At 65.1% G+C, this 17599-nt stretch carries 19 protein-coding genes and 1 pseudogene; 12 read left to right on the top strand and 8 right to left on the bottom strand.

Annotated elements, in window-relative coordinates; all coding sequences use genetic code 11:
- Window positions 1–79 precede the first annotated feature (79 nt).
- The 4 genes from ACZ60W_RS29970 to ACZ60W_RS29955 form a co-directional block, all read right to left on the bottom strand.
- Window positions 80–241: a CsbD family protein gene (locus ACZ60W_RS29970; RefSeq protein ID WP_469758519.1), complete on the bottom strand. Its 162-nt coding sequence runs from the start codon at window positions 239–241 to the stop codon at window positions 80–82.
- 16 nt (window positions 242–257) lie between these two features.
- Entirely contained in the window at window positions 258–689 is a 432-nt protein-coding gene (locus tag ACZ60W_RS29965) for a DUF4240 domain-containing protein (protein WP_469758518.1), read from the bottom strand.
- 614 nt (window positions 690–1303) lie between these two features.
- Window positions 1304–1579: a hypothetical protein gene (locus ACZ60W_RS29960; protein ID WP_469758517.1), complete on the bottom strand. Its 276-nt coding sequence runs from the start codon at window positions 1577–1579 to the stop codon at window positions 1304–1306.
- Window positions 1580–2361: 782 nt separating this feature from the next.
- Window positions 2362–2679 (bottom strand): DUF7660 family protein, encoded by a 318-nt coding sequence (locus ACZ60W_RS29955; protein ID WP_469758516.1) that lies wholly within the window; start codon window positions 2677–2679, stop codon window positions 2362–2364.
- On the opposite strand from ACZ60W_RS29955, the gene ACZ60W_RS29950 reads away from it, so the two are divergent.
- Together ACZ60W_RS29950 and ACZ60W_RS29945 are read left to right on the top strand one after the other, a co-directional pair.
- Complete coding sequence (locus tag ACZ60W_RS29950; RefSeq protein ID WP_469758515.1) at window positions 2585–3064, top strand: phosphoketolase family protein; 480 nt, start codon at window positions 2585–2587, stop codon at window positions 3062–3064. The genes ACZ60W_RS29955 and ACZ60W_RS29950 overlap by 95 nt on opposite strands.
- Window positions 3065–3488: 424 nt before the next feature.
- On the top strand, window positions 3489–4490 hold the full coding sequence (locus tag ACZ60W_RS29945; protein WP_469758514.1) for a DUF389 domain-containing protein: 1002 nt from the start codon (window positions 3489–3491) through the stop codon (window positions 4488–4490).
- A gap of 107 nt (window positions 4491–4597) precedes the next feature.
- Here ACZ60W_RS29945 and ACZ60W_RS29940 read toward each other — a convergent pair whose 3' ends face one another.
- Together ACZ60W_RS29940 and ACZ60W_RS29935 are read right to left on the bottom strand one after the other, a co-directional pair.
- The gene (locus ACZ60W_RS29940) at window positions 4598–4945 is read right to left on the bottom strand and encodes a transposase family protein (protein WP_469758553.1); all 348 of its coding nucleotides are present in this window, start codon (window positions 4943–4945) and stop codon (window positions 4598–4600) included.
- Window positions 4858–5055, bottom strand: coding sequence for a hypothetical protein (locus tag ACZ60W_RS29935; RefSeq protein WP_469758557.1), 198 nt, complete (start codon window positions 5053–5055; stop codon window positions 4858–4860). The genes ACZ60W_RS29940 and ACZ60W_RS29935 overlap by 88 nt, the downstream gene beginning before the upstream one ends.
- A gap of 485 nt (window positions 5056–5540) precedes the next feature.
- On the opposite strand from ACZ60W_RS29935, the gene ACZ60W_RS29930 reads away from it, so the two are divergent.
- From ACZ60W_RS29930 to gcvH, 6 genes and pseudogenes are all read left to right on the top strand, one after another.
- Window positions 5541–5792 carry a hypothetical protein gene (locus ACZ60W_RS29930; protein WP_469758552.1) on the top strand — a complete coding sequence of 84 codons (252 nt, stop codon included), beginning with the start codon at window positions 5541–5543 and terminating at the stop codon, window positions 5790–5792.
- The gene (locus ACZ60W_RS29925; RefSeq protein ID WP_469758513.1) at window positions 5734–5883 is read left to right on the top strand and encodes a relaxase domain-containing protein; all 150 of its coding nucleotides are present in this window, start codon (window positions 5734–5736) and stop codon (window positions 5881–5883) included. Before ACZ60W_RS29930 ends, ACZ60W_RS29925 begins: the two co-directional genes overlap by 59 nt.
- 280 nt (window positions 5884–6163) lie before the next feature.
- Complete coding sequence (locus ACZ60W_RS29920) at window positions 6164–6955, top strand: hypothetical protein (RefSeq protein ID WP_469758512.1); 792 nt, start codon at window positions 6164–6166, stop codon at window positions 6953–6955.
- 821 nt (window positions 6956–7776) lie between these two features.
- Window positions 7777–8427 (top strand): annotated as a pseudogene (locus ACZ60W_RS29915) (transposase); the annotation flags it as partial.
- Between the two features lie 176 nt (window positions 8428–8603).
- Window positions 8604–9161: a restriction endonuclease gene (locus ACZ60W_RS29910; protein WP_469758551.1), complete on the top strand. Its 558-nt coding sequence runs from the start codon at window positions 8604–8606 to the stop codon at window positions 9159–9161.
- Window positions 9162–9483: 322 nt separating this feature from the next.
- Window positions 9484–9873, top strand: coding sequence for a glycine cleavage system protein GcvH (gene gcvH, locus ACZ60W_RS29905; RefSeq protein WP_469758511.1), 390 nt, complete (start codon window positions 9484–9486; stop codon window positions 9871–9873).
- Between the two features lie 255 nt (window positions 9874–10128).
- Here gcvH and ACZ60W_RS29900 read toward each other — a convergent pair whose 3' ends face one another.
- On the bottom strand, window positions 10129–10305 hold the full coding sequence (locus ACZ60W_RS29900; RefSeq protein ID WP_469758510.1) for a hypothetical protein: 177 nt from the start codon (window positions 10303–10305) through the stop codon (window positions 10129–10131).
- Window positions 10306–10571: 266 nt separating this feature from the next.
- On the opposite strand from ACZ60W_RS29900, the gene ku reads away from it, so the two are divergent.
- The gene (ku, locus tag ACZ60W_RS29895) at window positions 10572–11504 is read left to right on the top strand and encodes a non-homologous end joining protein Ku (protein WP_469758509.1); all 933 of its coding nucleotides are present in this window, start codon (window positions 10572–10574) and stop codon (window positions 11502–11504) included.
- Here ku and ACZ60W_RS29890 read toward each other — a convergent pair.
- Window positions 11501–11875 carry a DUF6233 domain-containing protein gene (locus ACZ60W_RS29890; RefSeq protein ID WP_469758508.1) on the bottom strand — a complete coding sequence of 125 codons (375 nt, stop codon included), beginning with the start codon at window positions 11873–11875 and terminating at the stop codon, window positions 11501–11503. The genes ku and ACZ60W_RS29890 overlap by 4 nt on opposite strands.
- 1327 nt (window positions 11876–13202) lie before the next feature.
- Here ACZ60W_RS29890 and ACZ60W_RS29885 point away from each other — a divergent pair.
- From ACZ60W_RS29885 to ACZ60W_RS29875, 3 genes are all read left to right on the top strand, one after another.
- On the top strand, window positions 13203–14186 hold the full coding sequence (locus ACZ60W_RS29885) for a hypothetical protein (protein ID WP_469758507.1): 984 nt from the start codon (window positions 13203–13205) through the stop codon (window positions 14184–14186).
- Window positions 14187–14371: 185 nt separating this feature from the next.
- Complete coding sequence (locus tag ACZ60W_RS29880; protein WP_469758506.1) at window positions 14372–15265, top strand: alpha/beta hydrolase; 894 nt, start codon at window positions 14372–14374, stop codon at window positions 15263–15265.
- Window positions 15266–15526: 261 nt separating this feature from the next.
- Window positions 15527–17482: a transglycosylase domain-containing protein gene (locus ACZ60W_RS29875; RefSeq protein WP_469758505.1), complete on the top strand. Its 1956-nt coding sequence runs from the start codon at window positions 15527–15529 to the stop codon at window positions 17480–17482.
- Window positions 17483–17599: the final 117 nt, after the last annotated feature.

Here is a 17599-nt window from a genome sequence, read left to right as displayed (position 1 = left end):
CGGAAGAAGGCCACCCGCCGCCGGTCCTGGCCCACCTACGTTTGCATACCGTTGCGGGGCTAGGTGGCGGGGTGTGCGGTCAGTGCCGGTGAAGCGTGTCTTTGACGTCTTCCTTGGTCTGGCGGGCACGGCCGTCGGCCTGGTCGGCGCGGCCTTCGGCGGTCATGCGTTCGTTGCCGAGTGCCCGGCCAGTCATTTTCTTGGCCTTGCCCTTAGAAGTCCTTTCAGATGGTGAGGGCATGAGCAACTGCGGGCGCTTATGCGGCGTTCCATCCGGCCGTGCTGGAGTACGACTCGTAGCTATAGCGGGTATTGCGGTCCCATTCCTCACCGGTGAGGTGCTTGTATGCGTTGTCAGGTACGTAGAGCAGGGCCTCAGCCCAGACCAGGTCGTCGGCGTACGGCATGAACCGCTCTGGGGATCGACGTACACGTTCGAACTCCTCACGGCCGGCTGCGACGACTGCAGCCCGGGTGTAGAGGAACTGATCGCTCGACAGGCCCTCGCCGTATTCCTTGCGGTCCAGCCTGTACAGGGCCCAGGAGAGCTGCTCGGCGAAGCTGACCACGTTCGCCACCGGGCCGTTCGTCAGGCGGTCTGTCAGTGCAGCGGCGAGCTCATCGCCCTCGGGGTCGGGGACAGAGGGGCTGCACGCTTCGATGAGCTGCCAAAAGGCGTTCTCGTTCATGTCGGAGAGCATGGCGGAAGGGTGTGACAAGTCGGGGTGTCAGGCGCTTGTCCTGGCTAGGGCCTGTCTGGACGATCATCTGGTACGGCGGCTCGGTGATACTTTGACCGGAATCGGGGGAGGGGCAGGCGAATCCGCGGACAGTGACCTGCGGCGGGCGGTCGTCGTGACGCTTGGCGAACTTGGGCGAAGCGATGACTGGCGTGACCGGGCGGATGCCGGCCACAGCCTCACAGGGTTCGCCGAGATGCAGGAGGCCATGGAGCCGCTCCTGAAGCTTGTACTCGATCCTGGTGACACCTCCGTCACCCGGCGGACCGCGGAGGGCTTGCTTCGGCGAGGGGATAGGGCTGGACTGACGATAGTCGCGTCCGCACTGGCAGTCGCCAACGACTCACCCGTCCGCCGCCCTACGGACGTATCACTACCGTCGGCGGCACCACCCGCCGGAACAACACCCACAACTCCTCCGGCACCAAGCGCTCAACAAGGTCCGTCATGCACGGATCAACGAACAATCACGCCATTAGAAACGACGTCTAAGCCCGCCCCGGGTCTCATGCCTCTTGCCTGTCTCTGTCTCCCGCTCCCACAGTGACGCCCTGCTCTCGCCCTCAGGGTGTGGGTGTGAGGATCCGCAGAGAGCGGGTGACGGTCTCCATCAATGACCGGACCGGTTTGTCGGCCCCTTGTGCTTCCACGACCACAGGCCCGGTCGGGAGCATCAGCGCGACCCGGAACGCCCGGTAGGGGGCGATATTGTCGGTCGGAAGAGTGACGAAGCCGTCCAAAGAGACGGCAGGCATTGAGTCAACGCGCAGGTCCGACCGGTGCCGGTTGTACTCGTACTCGCCGTAGTTGGCCATGGTCACGCCCTCGTAGTCGTCCATGGCCTCACTCGCATTGCTCGCCCGTATGCTCTCCGACGGCACGGAAACCCCCAGACGGACCAGGTCACCGCCCTTGCCCACTTCGATCTCACACAGAGCCTTCCACGTGGGGCCTCCAGGGCGCTGCCAGACGAGACCGCCCCTCACGGTCCACGCCGAACCCACCTCGAACGTCACCGGCAGCCGCTCACATCCCGTCCCCGCAGCATGCGCACCGGCGGCGCCAACACGCTCCGCCCCGCCATCCCCTTCCGCCGCGCACGACGTGAGCAGAGCCAGCACCGCAAGTGCCGCCGCTCCCGCTCCCGTGTCCAGCTTCCCCCGCACGAGTGCCTTCCCTTCCGAACACCAAACAGTCTCGCCGTCAATCGAAGGGCCATTCTCTCGCCTGTGCCAACCGTCCGGAACTGCACTCCCACGAGCGTCCTCTGGTCGGTGCTGCCCTTCGAAGCTTCGAAGCTCCATCCAACGCCGCGGGTCCAAACCACGGCCGACCGCCGTGCTTCCCGGTCGGTGAGGGCTTCATGAGGTGCTTGACCTCTGCGGACGGGGTCTGTTCCAGAGCGACGCGGAGTTGGGTGACTTGCGCACTGGCGTGTTCAACGACGGGGTTTCACCGTTCTCCGGTGAGGGGCCGCTCTGGTATTGCACCGACCGGCCCCTGACCAACCACCTCGGCCGGGAGCCGTTCACACGTGTGCTGTCCGTCAACCGCCATGACTACCCGTCGACTACCCGTCCGTTAGCGCGCTCTCGAGAGGTACAGCGGCACGACCTTGCTGCTATTCGTAGACGACAGCTGCGCTGAGTGCCCGAGCGAAGAACGTCCAGTCACCGCTCGGCGGCAACTCTTCGCCGAGGTTCCGATACGAGCCGGGCGAGTCAGAGATCCATGCAGCGAGCGCAGCGAGGTAGTCCTCCACGGTGCAGTTCTCCCACTCTTTGCCTCGTCGTTTGAAGTCGTCGCAAAGCCCCTGGATCAGGAACGCAAGGGACTCGCGCGTCATGACGTCGTTGACCTGTGCGCACTCGCCCCGCCGGACCGCCACCCCCACGGGGATGCCGCCGGAGCGGTTCCACGACCTGTTCGGCGAGGACACCCCGGTCGTCCTCGACTTCCACGGCTACCCCTCGGCCGTACACCAACTCCTGCGCGGCCGTCCCCGCCCCGCCGCTTCCACGTCTGCAGCTACGTCGAAGAGGGCACCACCACCCCGTACGACCTCCTCGCCCTCGACGGGACCACCCGACACGACCTCGCCGTCACCCCCTGCACCACCTCGACAGCACAGACCGACATACCGGCCGCGCCCGCGCTCTCGCCGAGCACTACGCGCAGCACCGCGACGAACTCCGCCGCGAACTCCGCCGCACCGGCCAGGATCCCGCCGAGATCACCGGAGGGCGGTGGCAGGGATGACCGCAACCGAGTCTGCCGCCGCCTGGCTCCTCCACCTCCCACCTCACCGTCCTCGCGGCCGATGATCGGCTGGTTGCCTCCCGGGACTGCGACGATCCGCCCGGCGAGGCAGCCGACCAGATGATCCGAAAGTTCCCGGATGACGTCACGGCCCAGGTATCGCCTTGCGCCTCTACGACGACGAATTCGCCACAAGACGGCGACCAGCCAGAGCTCCTGGGGCACCTCCGCCCCGGCCACATCATGAACCCCGACAGCGCGTCGTCATCGCCGCGACTCGCCGTGGATGGGCAGAGCTCCTCGGCTCCGGCCCGCAGCCGGCACGTGGCGGCACCGGCCACTGATCCTTTTAGGTCTCGCGTCCGTACACCGGTCGCTGGACGCTGTCGGGCCAAAGAGCAGTCGCTCCGCTGAGCCCCGCTCCGGAGCCGGAATCATCCGCCCGTGTCCTACCCGGCTGAGCATTCCTGCTCGTGGATATTTGGGCCCATGATGAGCAAGGTTCGCGCCCGTGTTCTGCCGGCCTCACAACGCCGATCGCTGGACGAGCTGACGCAGGATCTGATCCTGTCGGCCGGGGACACCACATCCAAGCGCTCGGCCTTCTGGACGATGCTGACACTATCCTCGATCATCGCGGCCGGCGGAGTGCTCACCGACTCGACAGCCACCGTGATCGGCGCCATGATCATCGCTCCGCTCTCGACACCCATCATGGGCATCGCCCTCGGGTCGGTGCTGCGCCGGCGGACCGGATCGGTCACGATCGTCCTGTTCGCCTGCCTGCTGGTGATCGCGATCGGCATCACCATGTCGCTAGTACTGCCCAGCGACTACGACCTGCTGTCGAACAGCCAGATCTCCTCACGCACATCACCCGACCTGATGGACCTGATCGCCGCCCTCGCGACCGGCTTCGCCGGGGCGATCGCTCTGGCCCGCCGGGACGTCGCCGCCGTCCTGCCCGGCGTCGCCATCGCCATCTCCCTCGTCCCGCCCCTGGTGGTGGTCGGCGTGTGCCTGGGACAGCTCTCGGGATGGCTGGCACTGGGGGCCCTGGCCCTGTTCGTATCGAACCTCTTCGCCCTGGTCTTCGCCGGCATGATCGTCTTCGCAGCGCTCGGCTACGTCGCAGAGGCGGACAAGGCCGCCGGTCACCCCGCCCGCAGCGCCTCCGTCGCCATGGCCCTGCTGTTCGTCGTCGTGTTCGTTCCGCTCACGGCCAATACCGTGGCCACATTGCTCCTCGACGTCTGGACAGACCGGACCAAGGAGGCGGCGCAGCAGTGGCTCGCCGACGAGCCGGGCGCATCCGTGACGAGTGTCGACGCAAATGCGCGAACGATGTACATCCAGGTGCGTAACCCGGGAGAACTCCCGCCGGTGCAGTCCCTGCTCGACCGGCTCGAAGGGCAGATCCCGTCCGGGATCCCCATCGTGGTGGACGCCTCCCGTGGCCGGCGTATCGATGCCGGGAAGGTGGGTGGCTGAGCACCGCATCTGTAGCCTTCGCGCACCCGGTGGCGCCGCATCGATCTGCTCTCACTCCGGCAGGTGCTGCCCACGTCGCGGCGGCACCGGACCCGTGGTCTACGGCATCACCACCCACAAAGCCACGGACGGTTCGGCACGCTGACACGCCCGAGCTGGGCCACCAGCCGAGCGTCGGCCCGCCCCGCCAGAGCGAGCCCCACCCATTCCAGGGCGCGGTTGAGCCGCGTGGTGAACCGTGCGTACGGGGCGGCCAACCGGGAGAACGGCTCGGCGAATGTGCGGCGCGGGCAGTCCACCGACCCGCAGATGAAGCGCCGGACCGTCAGCCGGATCACAAAGCCCTGATCAGCCACAGGAAGGTCCTTCAGCCTGCGCCGGTAACGGTCATGGACTCGGCCCGAGGAGCGGCCGCAGTCCGGACATGCTGCCGCGGCCGCGCGGCCTCTTGCCACCACCTCGACCATGCCGAACGCGGCCGTACCGCCTCGACCTCCACCTCGTCGATCCCGTCGAACACCAGCGAGTCCCAGAACGGTGCATCGGTCTGCATGAGCAGCACCATCACCGTCCACCGCCGACCAGAACAGCGAACGGGATATACCTGAGGGAGCGTCACTTCTGGCTGTCAGACGACAAGGCGTACGCCGTCTCGCACGAGCCAGTTCCTCGCAATCGAACATTGAGGTAACGCTCCGCGATGGCGCCCCAAGATCCGTGCCAGAACCCACAACTACCGCGTCGGATGACTACCGCGTCGGAGAGCGATGACATTCGCGTCCGGCCCGGGGTCGCTTCCCGCCTGGCGGGCACCTGAGAGGAAAGTTCGGCCTCTCCTCCCGCCTGGCGGGACGCCCGCTGATCGGCTGCCTTTCCTCCCAGGTCAGAGCCGTGTGGCGTGGTCTGCATGACAGTCGACATCAGGGTGATCCGGGCCGGTCAGATGAACCGCTACTACCTGCGCGAGACCGTCGGCGGTGACGGCCGCCGCCGCCACGCACGGCGTTGCGCACCGTCCAGGAGCAAGCCGGTGTGCCGGTCGGGCGCTGGATGGGCCGGGGGCTTGCCACGCTCGGGCTTGCGCCGGGTGAGGAGGTCACCGAGGCGCAGCTGCGGAACCTGTTCGGAGAGCGAGGCCGCCACCCGTACGCTGACCGGATCGAGGCCGACCGGCTCGCCGCGGGCGACTTCCCGAAGAAGGCGTTCGGCCAGCACCCTCGGACGCTGGGTCACGGTCACGGGCGTGGACTTCGTGTTCCGGCCGCAGCCGACGATCTACCTTCTGTGGGCGCTGGAGGATGAGGAGCCCCGCCTGGTGATCGAGGCCGCGCATGAGCGGGCGATCGAGCGGGTGCTGGAGTGGATCGAGGACGAGGCCGCGGTGATCCGGTAGGGCAAGGACGGGATCTACCGGGTGAGGCCGCCCGGGTTCCCAGCCGGCATCCGCCCCGGCCTCGCCGCGTGGTTCCCTCGCGTCATCGACGCCGGGGCACGCGCCCACGGCATCGACCCGGACACCGCGACCTGGCAGGAGAGCGCGAGTCCGGAAGGCTGAACCCGGCGCCTGCGTCCGATGACACACCCGTTCGGACATCCGGCCGCCGGTGCCGACTCCCATGGTTCACACTGGAGATGTCCATGTGTCGAACCCTCACCGATCGGCAGCAGCTTCCGTGCGTACTGAAGATTCCAGGTCGCAGGCTCCCTACACATGGGAGGCCGCCAGGGTCGGTTCTCTCGGTGGTCCGCTGCTCGTCTGCGACCTCGAAGCCTTCTCCGATTGGGGCGGGGCGGCGTACGACGCCGACTACGAACTGGATCCGGCCTGCGACCACGCCCGAGCCTGGGCGGCGGTTCACCCGGACGACGATGACCTCGAAGCCGCGTTCGTGCGCTTCGGAGATCACGAGAAGCATCTCGGCCTCGTCTGGGAGACGGACGGCGACGGGGCCGCGGAGGTCGCCCATGCTCGGAGCCGGAGAGGCGCCGCCGGCGGCGACGACAACTTGCTGATCATGCGGTCATGGATTCCCGCGGGCAGGACAGCTGCGCCGCGCCGGCATGCTGCCCGGGCGGTGAGCGAGGAGCAGGCCGTGGGGCAGTTGACGGTGCGGAGCGGGAGGGTCGTTGTCGTCGCGACGGCTGTAGACGCCGACGAGACCGGCTCGTACGCCACACCGCAAGAAAGGGAAGCGTCCATCCGCGCCCTGGGCCGACTCAACCCACCGGTCCAGCTCAACCTGGACGGCCAACTGGGTCTCGGGACGGTGCTCTGGGTCAAGCCCGGCACATATCGCGTCACCTGCGGATGGCACGAAGGCAAGCGGGGACGGTACATGCCCGAGGAAGAGATGTACGGGCCGCTCCAGTCCTACGCCGATAACGACTGGAGCTGCCGCTGGGTCCGCTTCACGTGGACTGGCGAGCCGCATCCTTCGGAGGCAGGGTCGACGGGCTCGGTCTGACCGGCATTGACCAAGCCTAGAGGCGTGTGCAGCGCCTCAGGCATCAGGGATGCAGCCATCTGCCGCGATGTCGGCTTGACCGTGCTGGTGTGAGGTGGCTGATGGGGCATGCTGGTGTGGTGGATGAGGCCGAGACGACATGGTAATCGTGGTTGTCTGAACTTGCTCCGTCGCGACGGCGAGTGGCGGAGTCGCTTCGGATGCAGTTCCAGGCACTCGGCGCGGCCGACCCCTCCGTTTGGGCGAGGTCGGAGATCGAAGAGAACCAGCCACACCTGCCCGCTCATCCTGCTCGGCTCGCTGTGGCGTGGCGCCATCGAGGGCTGGGTAGACCCGGGAGCCTTGGAGCAGGTGCCAGCGGTCCGGCGTTTGCTGTAGGCGGGGGCTGGCAGAGCCGACCTGTAGCTGTTGGCGCGGGCTGTCGCCTACGAAGCCGTCTTCGCCGTGGTGGACGAGCTGGACGCCGGCGGAGACGTGAATGCGTCCGGGGTTGACGTGGGTTGGACGGTCACATGGCACCCCGGGCATCTGGGCGGCGGACCGCAAGCGGCAGCTACCACCACCAACACCTCGGCCGTGAACTCCACGGCCTCCAACCGCACATCAACGTTCGGGAACAGCACATCATCCAGCGAGCAAACCCCCACCAGCGAATGCACCCTGCCGAAACGTTCCGCTACGCGGCCCCTGACCTGGCATTTCACGGAACTCCGGGCAGCGCCATAGTCAAGGTTCTGTCCGCAGTTCCGTGAACGATCTCTCACAGGTCTTTTTCACCTCCTCTATCTGCTTATCAGCTGATTATTGAGGCATTGGATGGTGGCTACTTCGCCAAATGGGCTGACGAGGGCGTGTTCGCCCAGCCAGGCGGCCTACTGCGGCAGCTGCTGAGGGAGGAGGAAGGACGGGTCGGCGAGCCGTCGGCCTGTGTGATCGACGCGCAGAGCGTCAAAATCCACCAGCGTCCCCGCCGCCGCCCAGGGCATCGACGCCGGAATGAATATCGTCGGCCGCGAGTGGAGCATCATCACCGACACGCTCGGTCTCCTCCTCGCGGTCCTGGTGGCCGCGGCGAGCGTCCAGGACTCCACCGCCGGCGCCACACTGCTCGACCAGGTCGCCGCCGACCACCCCCGGATCGGCAAGGTGTGGGTCGACGGCGGCTACCGCCGGCACTTCGTCGAGCATGCCGCCACTCTCGGCATCGACATGGAGATCACCGCCCGCAAGCCCGGTACCAGGGGCTTCACCCCCGTCCCGAAACGATGGGCGGTGGAACGGACCTCCGGCTGGCTCATGCTCCACCGCCGCCTGGCCCGTGACTACGAACCCTGCCCACCCGCTCCGAAGCCACCATCCACCTCGCCAGGACCAGTCGCATGGCCCGCCGTCTCACCGGCGAGAACACCGTCTCCTGGCGCGAGTCGAAGAACACCACAGAACGGCTGATCTCGGGAGGAAACATTGGATGAGAACGACGTCCTAACCCGGTTAAGGGTCCACGAGCAAATGGGTCCCCCGGTGCCTGCATCGACACTGCCGGCGTTCTCCGCACTCGGGATAGAGGGTGCGTCGGCTGGGGAGCTGTACTGCTGACGGACAGCTGCCTAGCGGAGGGGAGACCATGGGGACAGGCGCGGTGGTGCTGATGTTGTTAGCCGTCCTGGCTGCGGGGGGATTGGTGGGGGTCCTGGTTCGGTCTGGGCGCCGGGAAGCCGAAGCGGAGAAGGCGCGGCTCGCAGAGCAGGCGAGGATCCAGGCCGTGCGGTCGATGGAGGCGGTTTGGGCGATGGACCCGCTGCAGTTCGAGGAGTACGTCGCGGAACTGTGCCGCCGGGACGGATGCACCGAGGTGCGGCGTGTGGGTGCGGCGAACGATCTGGGCGCCGATGTGATCGGCAGGCTGCCGGACGGCCGGAAGCTCGTGGTGCAGTGCAAGCGTTACGCGAAGCACCGCACAGTCGGTAGCCCGGATCTCCAGAAGTTCAACGGCACCGCCCGCAGCGAGCACGGAGCAGACGTTCCGCTCTTCGTCGCCTCGTGCAAGTTCACCAAGCAGGCCCGGGCCTTCGCAGCCCGCCACGGCCTGGTCCTCGTCGACGTCGACCTGCTCGGCTTCTGGATCAGTGGCACAGCCCTGTCCGCGCTCTTGGACCTGGACATCGGCCGGTCCGGCACCAACCGGAAACTGGCACCGGACAGCTGAGCTTTCACGGCTCTCAGCGGCTGGCGGCGATGCCTTCCAGCCGTATCCGAGCCCACGGCGCCGCGCCCGTAAGAACGGACCAACAGGTGCCGGGCGGGTGTTCGGCGCCTCGGCCACCTGCCGGGTGGCTGTCGGGATCAGGCCAGCGGTGACCCGTCCGGAGGCGAGGGCCCGGGCGATAGGGCGAGCCGTGCGCGGTGATCCACCGCTAGGGGGAATGGGAAGTACAGGATGGAGTGGCCCCGTACGCGGAGCGTTGAGGGCCGCGAACGCGGCCCTCAAACTTTGCTCCGTGCGACCACCGCAACCCACAGAGGACGACATGTCTCAAGTTCCGGCAGATCTGGGATTTACCCGGACCCACGAGTGGGTCCGTCTGGAGGTTGACGGCACCGTGACCGTCGGCATCAGCCACCACGCCCAGAACGCTCTCGGCGACATTGTTTTCGTCGAACTTCCCAAAACCGGGGTGGTGGTCGCCGCAGGAGAGACGGTCAGCCCCATCGAGTCAACGGAGGGGGCATCGGACATCTATGCCCTGGTCGGAGGCAAGGTCATCAAGGTCAATACCAAACTCGCAGCCCACCCCCACCTGCTCAACTCGGAACCCTACGCTGCCTGGCTCTTCCGACTGCAGCCCTCGGACAGGAACGAACTCGAAAGTCTCGATCTCCTCGACGCCGCCAGCTACACAACAGCGTGCGGCGAATGACCGTGGGCTTCAGGGGCAGAGCACGAGTCTGTTCCTGAAGCCCACCCTTGCCGGGGGCCGCCCGTACGTCCACGGCCGGTAGGCAGGCTGGGCCATCGCGAGCGAGGCCGTAGCCGTCTCTGCCCGCCCTGCGCCCCATCGGGGTCCGTCCTCGATGGCAGGCATCTGGCGGGGGCTCGCGGCGGGCGGCGAGGGCCTGGGCGTGGGCTAGGTCTAGGGTGACGGTCAGCAGGGCGGGGCCGACCCGGTGCCCTGCTATGTGAGACCGTGCGCGGCGAGAGCTCGCCGCAGGCCGGTGCTCAGCACCGCCGGGTCCTCCGTGCGGTCCATCCGGCCAGAGAGCGGAGCTGCGGCCGGGGCGTGCTCGACGCGTTCGCAGAGCTCGGCAACGGCGGCCTTGACGACCTCCAGGAGCGTAGCTGACCGCAGCATCCTGGCCCGGCCCCGCCTTGACCGTGGGCACCCGCTCGCTGACTGTCTTGCTCGAGACCAGGACGACGGCCTTCGAAACGTGCCGGAGGCCGCGCGCGGGCGGCAGGCCAGCGGGAAAGCACCCCGCGCCCGACCATCGGACCGGTATACCGGGAAGAGACCGGAGGCTTCACGACCCCGTCCCAGCTCACCGGGGTATGCGATCACGCCGGGGGTCTGCCTAGCTTGGGGGGCCCAGGGGGGGTGTCCTGGAGGAGTGCTACTCGATGCCCCGACCGATGTGGAACGGCGCCATCAGCTTCGGCCTGGTGACCGTGCCGATCACCCTGGAGCCGGCGACGGAGTCACATGACGTGCATTTCCGGCAGGTCCACCTGGAAGACGGCGGCCGTGTCCGCTACCAGAAGCGGTGCGACATCGACGGCCAGGTCCTGACCGAGGACGAGATCGGCAAGGCGTACGAGGTCACCAAGGACCAGCTGATCCCGGTCACCGAGGACGACCTGGCCGGTATGCCCTTGCCTACGGCGCGCGCCGTGGAGGTGGTGGCGTTCATCGACGCCGGCAGCGTCGACCCCGTGAGCTTTGGCGCGGGGGACTACTACGCCCGCCCGAAAGGCGCCGTTGCGGACAAGCCCTACACCCTCCTGCGCCAGGCCCTGGCCCGCACGGACAAGGTCGCGGTGGTGAAGTGCGCCCTGCGTGGCCGCGAACGGCTCGGACTGCTACGCCCGGTCGGCGAGGCACTGAGTATCCAGGGACTGCACTGGGGCGATGAGGTCCGCTCCCCGGCCGAGCTCGCCCCGCCGCAGACCGAGGTGAGCGAGAAGGAGATCGCGGGGGCGCTGGCGCTGATGGAGAGCATGGCCGTCGACCGCCTGGACGATCTCGGCGACGCTCTGACCGACCGCTACACCGAAGCGCTTACCGAGGTGATCAGCGCGAAGGCCGAGCACCGCGCCCCGGCCGCGCCTGAAGACGAGGAGACGGCCGCGGCCCCGGTGGTCGACCTGATGGCCGCGCTGGAGGCGTCCGTGGCCAAGGCCAAGGAATCCCGTGGCGAGGGCGGCGAGCCGGCCACCGTGCACGAGATGCCCGAGCCCAAGAAGAAGACGGCCGCGGCGAAGAAGCCGCCGGCCAAGAAGACGGCCGCGAAGAAACCGGCGGCGAAGAAGACCACGCGCCGCCGCGCGTCCTAACCCCCGCCGCCCCCGCGCGGCCGGGCCGGCGGCTTGTCGATGCCGAGGGTGCCCCACGGCGCGCAGGTCTCGTGCATCTCCAACTCGGGGAACTGCTCGAACGCCAACCAGACCTCATCTTTGTTCAGCAGGCTGGGCATGCGCTTGGCGTCGGGGCAGTTTCCCCGGTGCAGCGTCGGATGCCCCTCCACCGCCCGCGAGGGCAGCACCTTCCACGACAGCTCCCGCCGCGCGACCTCCTGCCGCCGTTGCTCCTCGGCCTGCTGCGTCTTGAGCTCGCGGATGGTCCGCTCGGTCTGGTCGAGCTGCCAGCGCAGCCACTCGCGGAGCGTCTCCTGCTTCGCCAGCCGGTCGCCTATCGGCATCGGCATCCCCATGGCAGGGCCTCCCGCTCTAGACGGCGGCGGCCGCGGGCCGGCCGAGGACGTCGGGGTGGGACTTGAGCGCGATCCGGGCATCCACAAGCGCCGGACCCCGCTCGAAAGTGGCCCAGTGCGGATGAGTGGACACCTGGTCGGACAGATCCCGCACGAGCGCCCTGAGGCGGGTGTCCTCGACGAGCTGCTCGGGGGTGTAGCCGGGGGAGGGCTCGCGGCCGGTCTCGATGGGCGTTCTTGCTCACCCCGTAAGCGTACGTCTGTTCGATTAGCGGAGGCTAGTCACACGCGCCACCCGAGAGGACAGCCACCCCAACAGGTCAATATCAGCGCCGCTGCACCTGGCGGCGCCGGCGGCACTGACGCCCCTCACCCACAGCGCGCAAGTGACAGCGACCAGCGCGAGGAGTGGTCGTTGAGAAGGCGTGACCGCATCGCTCTTCCGCCTCGATGACGCCGCGTTCGTCCGCGTCCGCTGCGACCCGGTGCAGTTCACGCCATGCGTTGAGTACACGATCTTGTCCTGGCTCCGGCGGTCTCGGTAGAACGCCTCGCCTACGCGCCTGCTGGTGCGGGTCACCGTCCGCACGTCCTCCGAGATCTCGGCGTTGGTGAAGAAACCACCAGCCTTGATTAACGCGTCGGAGGCAATGCCGCTGAGTCCTTCCCGGGTCTGGTGTTCTTTCAAAGCGTAATCCTCCAGACCAATTTGCTTCTCGGTAGTGGCCCTTCAGCCGAGCGACGACGAGGGCAGAGTGACCATGAACGAAGCTACGTCCGCTGTTCAGGTCGATACCGGGGGCAAAGGTCCCGTTCGAATGAGACTAAATCCCCTATCCGATTGAGACTAAATGCCAGATCTGCACCCTTAGGTGAAGACGAGCACGTCATGGTCCACAGCAGTCTGGCCCCATCGACCGGGTTCGCATGGACGAGCCGGACTACTCGATGACCACCGCCGGCATGGCGTGAACGTTCAGGTCATCGCACTTCTCGACGGCACTGCATCATTGCGGACAGCCGCAGCACGAACGGCAGTTCAACTGCTATCACGCGCAGCCGAGGGGTCATGAAGACGTGCTTCTGCCGGACGCTTCGGCAAGAAGCAGCTCTTCCAGAAATTTCCTCACGAAGACGGCTCGGAGCACTCCGCTGATCCTCCCTCAGGACCATGGCCTGCCACTGAGTGGGACCACAGGAGGATATTTCCGCACAAGTGAAGAAAATACTTGAAAATCTATAGAAGCTACGTAGCCTGGTTCGCATCAAGCCCCAACAAGGCATTTTTCATGGACACCTAACACGCAAGGAAAGCCTGGGAATGGTGCGAAACGAATTGATCCGTGATGGAATCGTTGGAACTTTGGCAACCGTCAAAGTAGCCACTGCCCGACAGTTGGAGGAGATCAACCGGCCTTGCATGAGGCTACGCAGGGATGAAAATGGAAGGCACATCCCTAACAGCAGCTTTACGAGGGTTCTCAACGGTCTCGAGCGCGCAGGAATGGTAACGAAGACGAAGGTTGCCGGTCGCAGAGAGATAGTCTGGGGGATCACTGATACCGGATTCAGGAAGGCCAGTGAAATCATACCCCCTCCGCTCGAGAGGTACTCCCCGGCTAATCGACTGCCGGAATCACTTGATCGCGGGCTCGCGATAACCGATGTAATTACGGGTCTCATCCATCCGCAGCGAACACGCCAGCTCTTCGATTTTCCGCGCCGGTCGCTCTCCGGTGTCGGATTGGGGGAGTCGGAGGGACGCCTGGGCATCGGCTCCATCCGTAACTATGCGAGTTCGATCTCTCTGTGCCGGGCGATTCAGTGGAAGAACAACTCTATCAGCGTCTACGAAGCCGATGTAATCCTCCATTCCCCGCATGACGGAATCCCCCTGCTGCCCGTGCATGTCATGCCGCCCAGGGATTTTTCCTCGAGTCTCAACAGGCGACTCTATTCCCACGAGACTTTTTTCCTGGAAAGTGCCAACTATCCGCATCAGGTGAAATCTGCCATACAGAGTAAGCTCCACACTCTGAAAGCTTCCGAGTTCACGGAAAATCCTCCGATCCTCATCGTACTCCCCGACGGTTTCACGTCGTCGGATCTCGACCAGGTGACTTTTTTTCAGGATTACAAAAATTTCGGCTATACCGAATCGAGAGGGAAGGGATTCCCTGTAGTCATCTGTCGAAAAGGAGATCTCCTTTTTAGTGGCCCAGAAGGGAAGATCTTTCTCCGCATTGGCCGTACAAGGCTGCAGAATCTCCAGTCGGCTTTGATGTCCTCGGCGGGGAGGCCGTGAGTCCGTCTCGTCCGGATCGAGTCCCTGTCCTGACCCGAAAGCCGATACCCCCGGAAGATTTCCAGGCGGAGGGACGTACACCTCGGGAGCCGAAGGAGCAGTTTCGAATCCCGACCATTCTGGTCACAGCTGCGCTGATGACCGCAGTGAGCTGCGGGACGTCAGGAGGGGCTGCAGATGACGGCATGGAGGACCTGGCCCTGAAACCGCTCAGTCTGGCGGTATCGCGGGCCGAAGCGTCGCCATATCCGGAAACAACGGACCCTGCCGCGATCGCGCGCTTTTTCTCCGGGCTCTCCCCGGTAGAGCAACGGGCTCTGGCACGGGCCCATCCAAACGTGGTCGGAAACCTGGACGGCGCACCTCTGGAGCTCCGGTACCTTGCCAACGCTCCCGCCACCAGAGGCCGGTTCGAAGGGGCACGGGTTCTCGCCTGGGACCCCAGGGGCCGGGGGCAGGTTGCCCTGATTTACGGAAACCTTGCGCAGGCCGATCATGTGGCCGTGATCGTGCCCGGCTCGGATGTGGACGCAGGGCACACTCGGCGTCTTACGGACATGGCGCGAGCCCTGTACGCCGAGGCCGGCGAGCGGACCGCGGTGATCGCCTGGGCCGGATACACCACCCCCGTCGGCGTAGGCCTCGCCGCGGCCACCGGACGACGAGCGGAGGCAGGGGCAGACAGGCTCGTTCGGTTCGTTGACGGTCTCGCGGCCGTCGGCGCCGCCATGCCCTCGGTCTTCTGCCACAGCTACGGCTCGGTGGTCTGCGGCCTGGCTGCCCCGGAGCTCAAAGCCAAAGACTTGGTCGTCCTCGGCTCACCCGGCATGCGTGCAGAGAACGTCGCCGCACTGAAGACCTCTGCCCGAGTCTGGGCCGCGAAGGCCCCTACTGACTGGATCGACTGGGTTCCCAACATGATGCTCGGAGATTTCGGGCACGGTCCTGACCCCACCGACCCTGACTTCGGGTCCCGGCAGATTCCCGCTGATGATGCCCAAGGCCACGATGGATACTTCGCTCCGGGCACCTCCTCGCTTCGCGTCTTTGCCGCGATAGTCGAAGGAACCCGCCCATGAATGCTTTCGGCGTCCAGGGCCGGCTGATCGAATTGGGAACCACGGGGCTGTCCCTTTTCGCAACCCCAGGCTCGCCACCACGAAAGCGTTCCAGCTCGCTAGATCGACGCGTACGAGCCTGGAAAGGGAGTGTGTTCGTTGAGCAAGCACCGCCGTATACAGCCGCAGCGACCACGCGACAGAAGGGAGGCCACCGTCCCTCGACGCACTAACAGGCGCGGCCGGCGGCGTCGGGTGCCGTCATGGAGGCTAGTCGTCCTATTGTTCCTGGTCTTCATTGGCTTCCTGAGCGGCGCGGTCGCCATCGGCTATTTTGTCGTGGACATTCCAGATGAAAATTCCCACGCGAGGCGGCAGAGTAACGTCTTCTACTGGTCTGACGGCTCCGTGATGACTACCACCGGAGATACAGTCAATCGTCAGATAGTGACAATTGACCAAATACCAAGATCTATTCAAAACGCGGTGGTGGCAGCCGAGAACAAGTCCTTCTGGAGCGACTCCGGGATCGATCCTATTGGCATCGGCCGCGCCATGTTGAACATGGCATTGGGCGGTAACACCCAAAGCGGTTCGACCATAACCCAGCAGTATGTCAAAAACAACAGACTCAATGACCAGTCGCAGAGCCTCAGTCGAAAATTTCAGGAAGTGTTGATATCGATCAAGGTCGGTAACGAGTTGGAGAAGTCCGATGTAATGGCCGGTTATCTGAACACGGCGTACTACGGGCGTGGGGCCTACGGAATCCAGGCGGCTGCTCGCGCATACTTCGGAAAAGACGTGTGGAAACTCGACGTAGGCGAGTCCGCTCTCCTGGCTGCGATCCTGAAAGGACCGACGTACTACGACCCAGCTGGCTACCCGGAGCTCGATTCTGGCGCTACGCCCAAGAAGAACCTCGATCGTGTTACCAGCCGGTGGAACTGGATTCTCGATGAAATGGTGAGAGACGGAAATCTACCGGCCGGCGAGCGCGCCCGATACACCGTGCTTCCACATTTCCGGGGTCGCCCTCAGAAAACCCTGATGAACGCTCAGATCGGCTACCTGGTGCAGACTGCGAAAAACTCCATCCTCGATGGAGAAGGTCGCGGCATCGACGCCCGCCGATTCTCTGAGGGCGGATTCGAAATACACACAACCTTCGACAAAAGAAAAGTCCGGTCACTCGAGAAGGCCATTCAGAAAGTCTACGCCGAAAATATCCGACCTGGTGAGCGCCCGAGAACGGACACCGATGTGCAGTTCGGCGGTGCCTCGGTGGACGTGAGAACAGGTGCGATCGTCGCGATCTATGGCGGTGTAGATGCCACCAAGCACTTCACCAACAACGCTGACAGGACCGGTGCCCGCGTGGGATCGGCCTTCATGCCTTTTGTCCTGTCCGCCGCTATGCGTGACGGAGTACGTGACAGGATGCAGGTGCCAAACCAGGGAGCACACACACGCAAAGCCCTCAACCCCGAAAAAACCTTCTACAAGGGTCTGAATAAACTAGAGATAAAGAATTTCAACGGCACGACCTGGCGTGATCGGGACGGCAGAGCATGGTTCCAAGGAAACGATGACGGAATGAGCTACGCGAAGATTTCGCTTCGTGAGGCTATGACGCTTTCCGTGAACGCGCCATACGTGCAACTTGGCATGGACGTCGGTCTTGAACGCGTGCGGCGTGCGGCCGTAGACGCGGGGCTTTTGGCGTCTTCCCTGAGCGAGGACGACGTGCCGACGTTCTCGCTCGGTATCTCCTCGCCAAGCGCCATTCGCATGGCAGGCGCTTTCTCCACTTTCGCCAATGGAGGTCTGCGCAACACGCCTTTCTCCGTCACCAAGGTGCTGCAGGAGGGCAGGGTGGTTTATCAACATAAATCCACTGTGAAGAGGGCGTTCTCCAAGGATGTCGCCAGTTGCGTTACCGACATCCTCAAAGACGTTGTCGAGAAGGGAACGGGAAGGAGCGCTCGGCTCAGCGGCCAGGACGTAGCCGGCAAGACCGGCACGACCGAAGACGACAGAGCGGCCTGGTTTGTGGGCTATACCTCACGTCTGGCAACCGCAGTCGACATGTTTCGATTCGCGGACGATGAATCAATCAAGAATCGAAAATTTGAGTCGATATCAGGTACCGGCGGTCGAAAGGAGATTCGTGGTTCGTCATTTCCGACACGTATATGGCGCGACTACATGGCTGATGTCCTGAGGAGTGGGGACTGATCCTCCTTCATTCCGTACGCCTTCCGTCACGATAAGCAAACAGTCACTTTCCGTCACTTCCCAACCTCGTCCCGCTGAGCCTTCCCGAACTCAGACGCCTGATCCACCGGCTCACCC

This window comes from Streptomyces sp. NPDC104202 (assembly GCF_055584185.1).
This window is presented reverse-complemented; position numbering and strand designations above follow the sequence as displayed.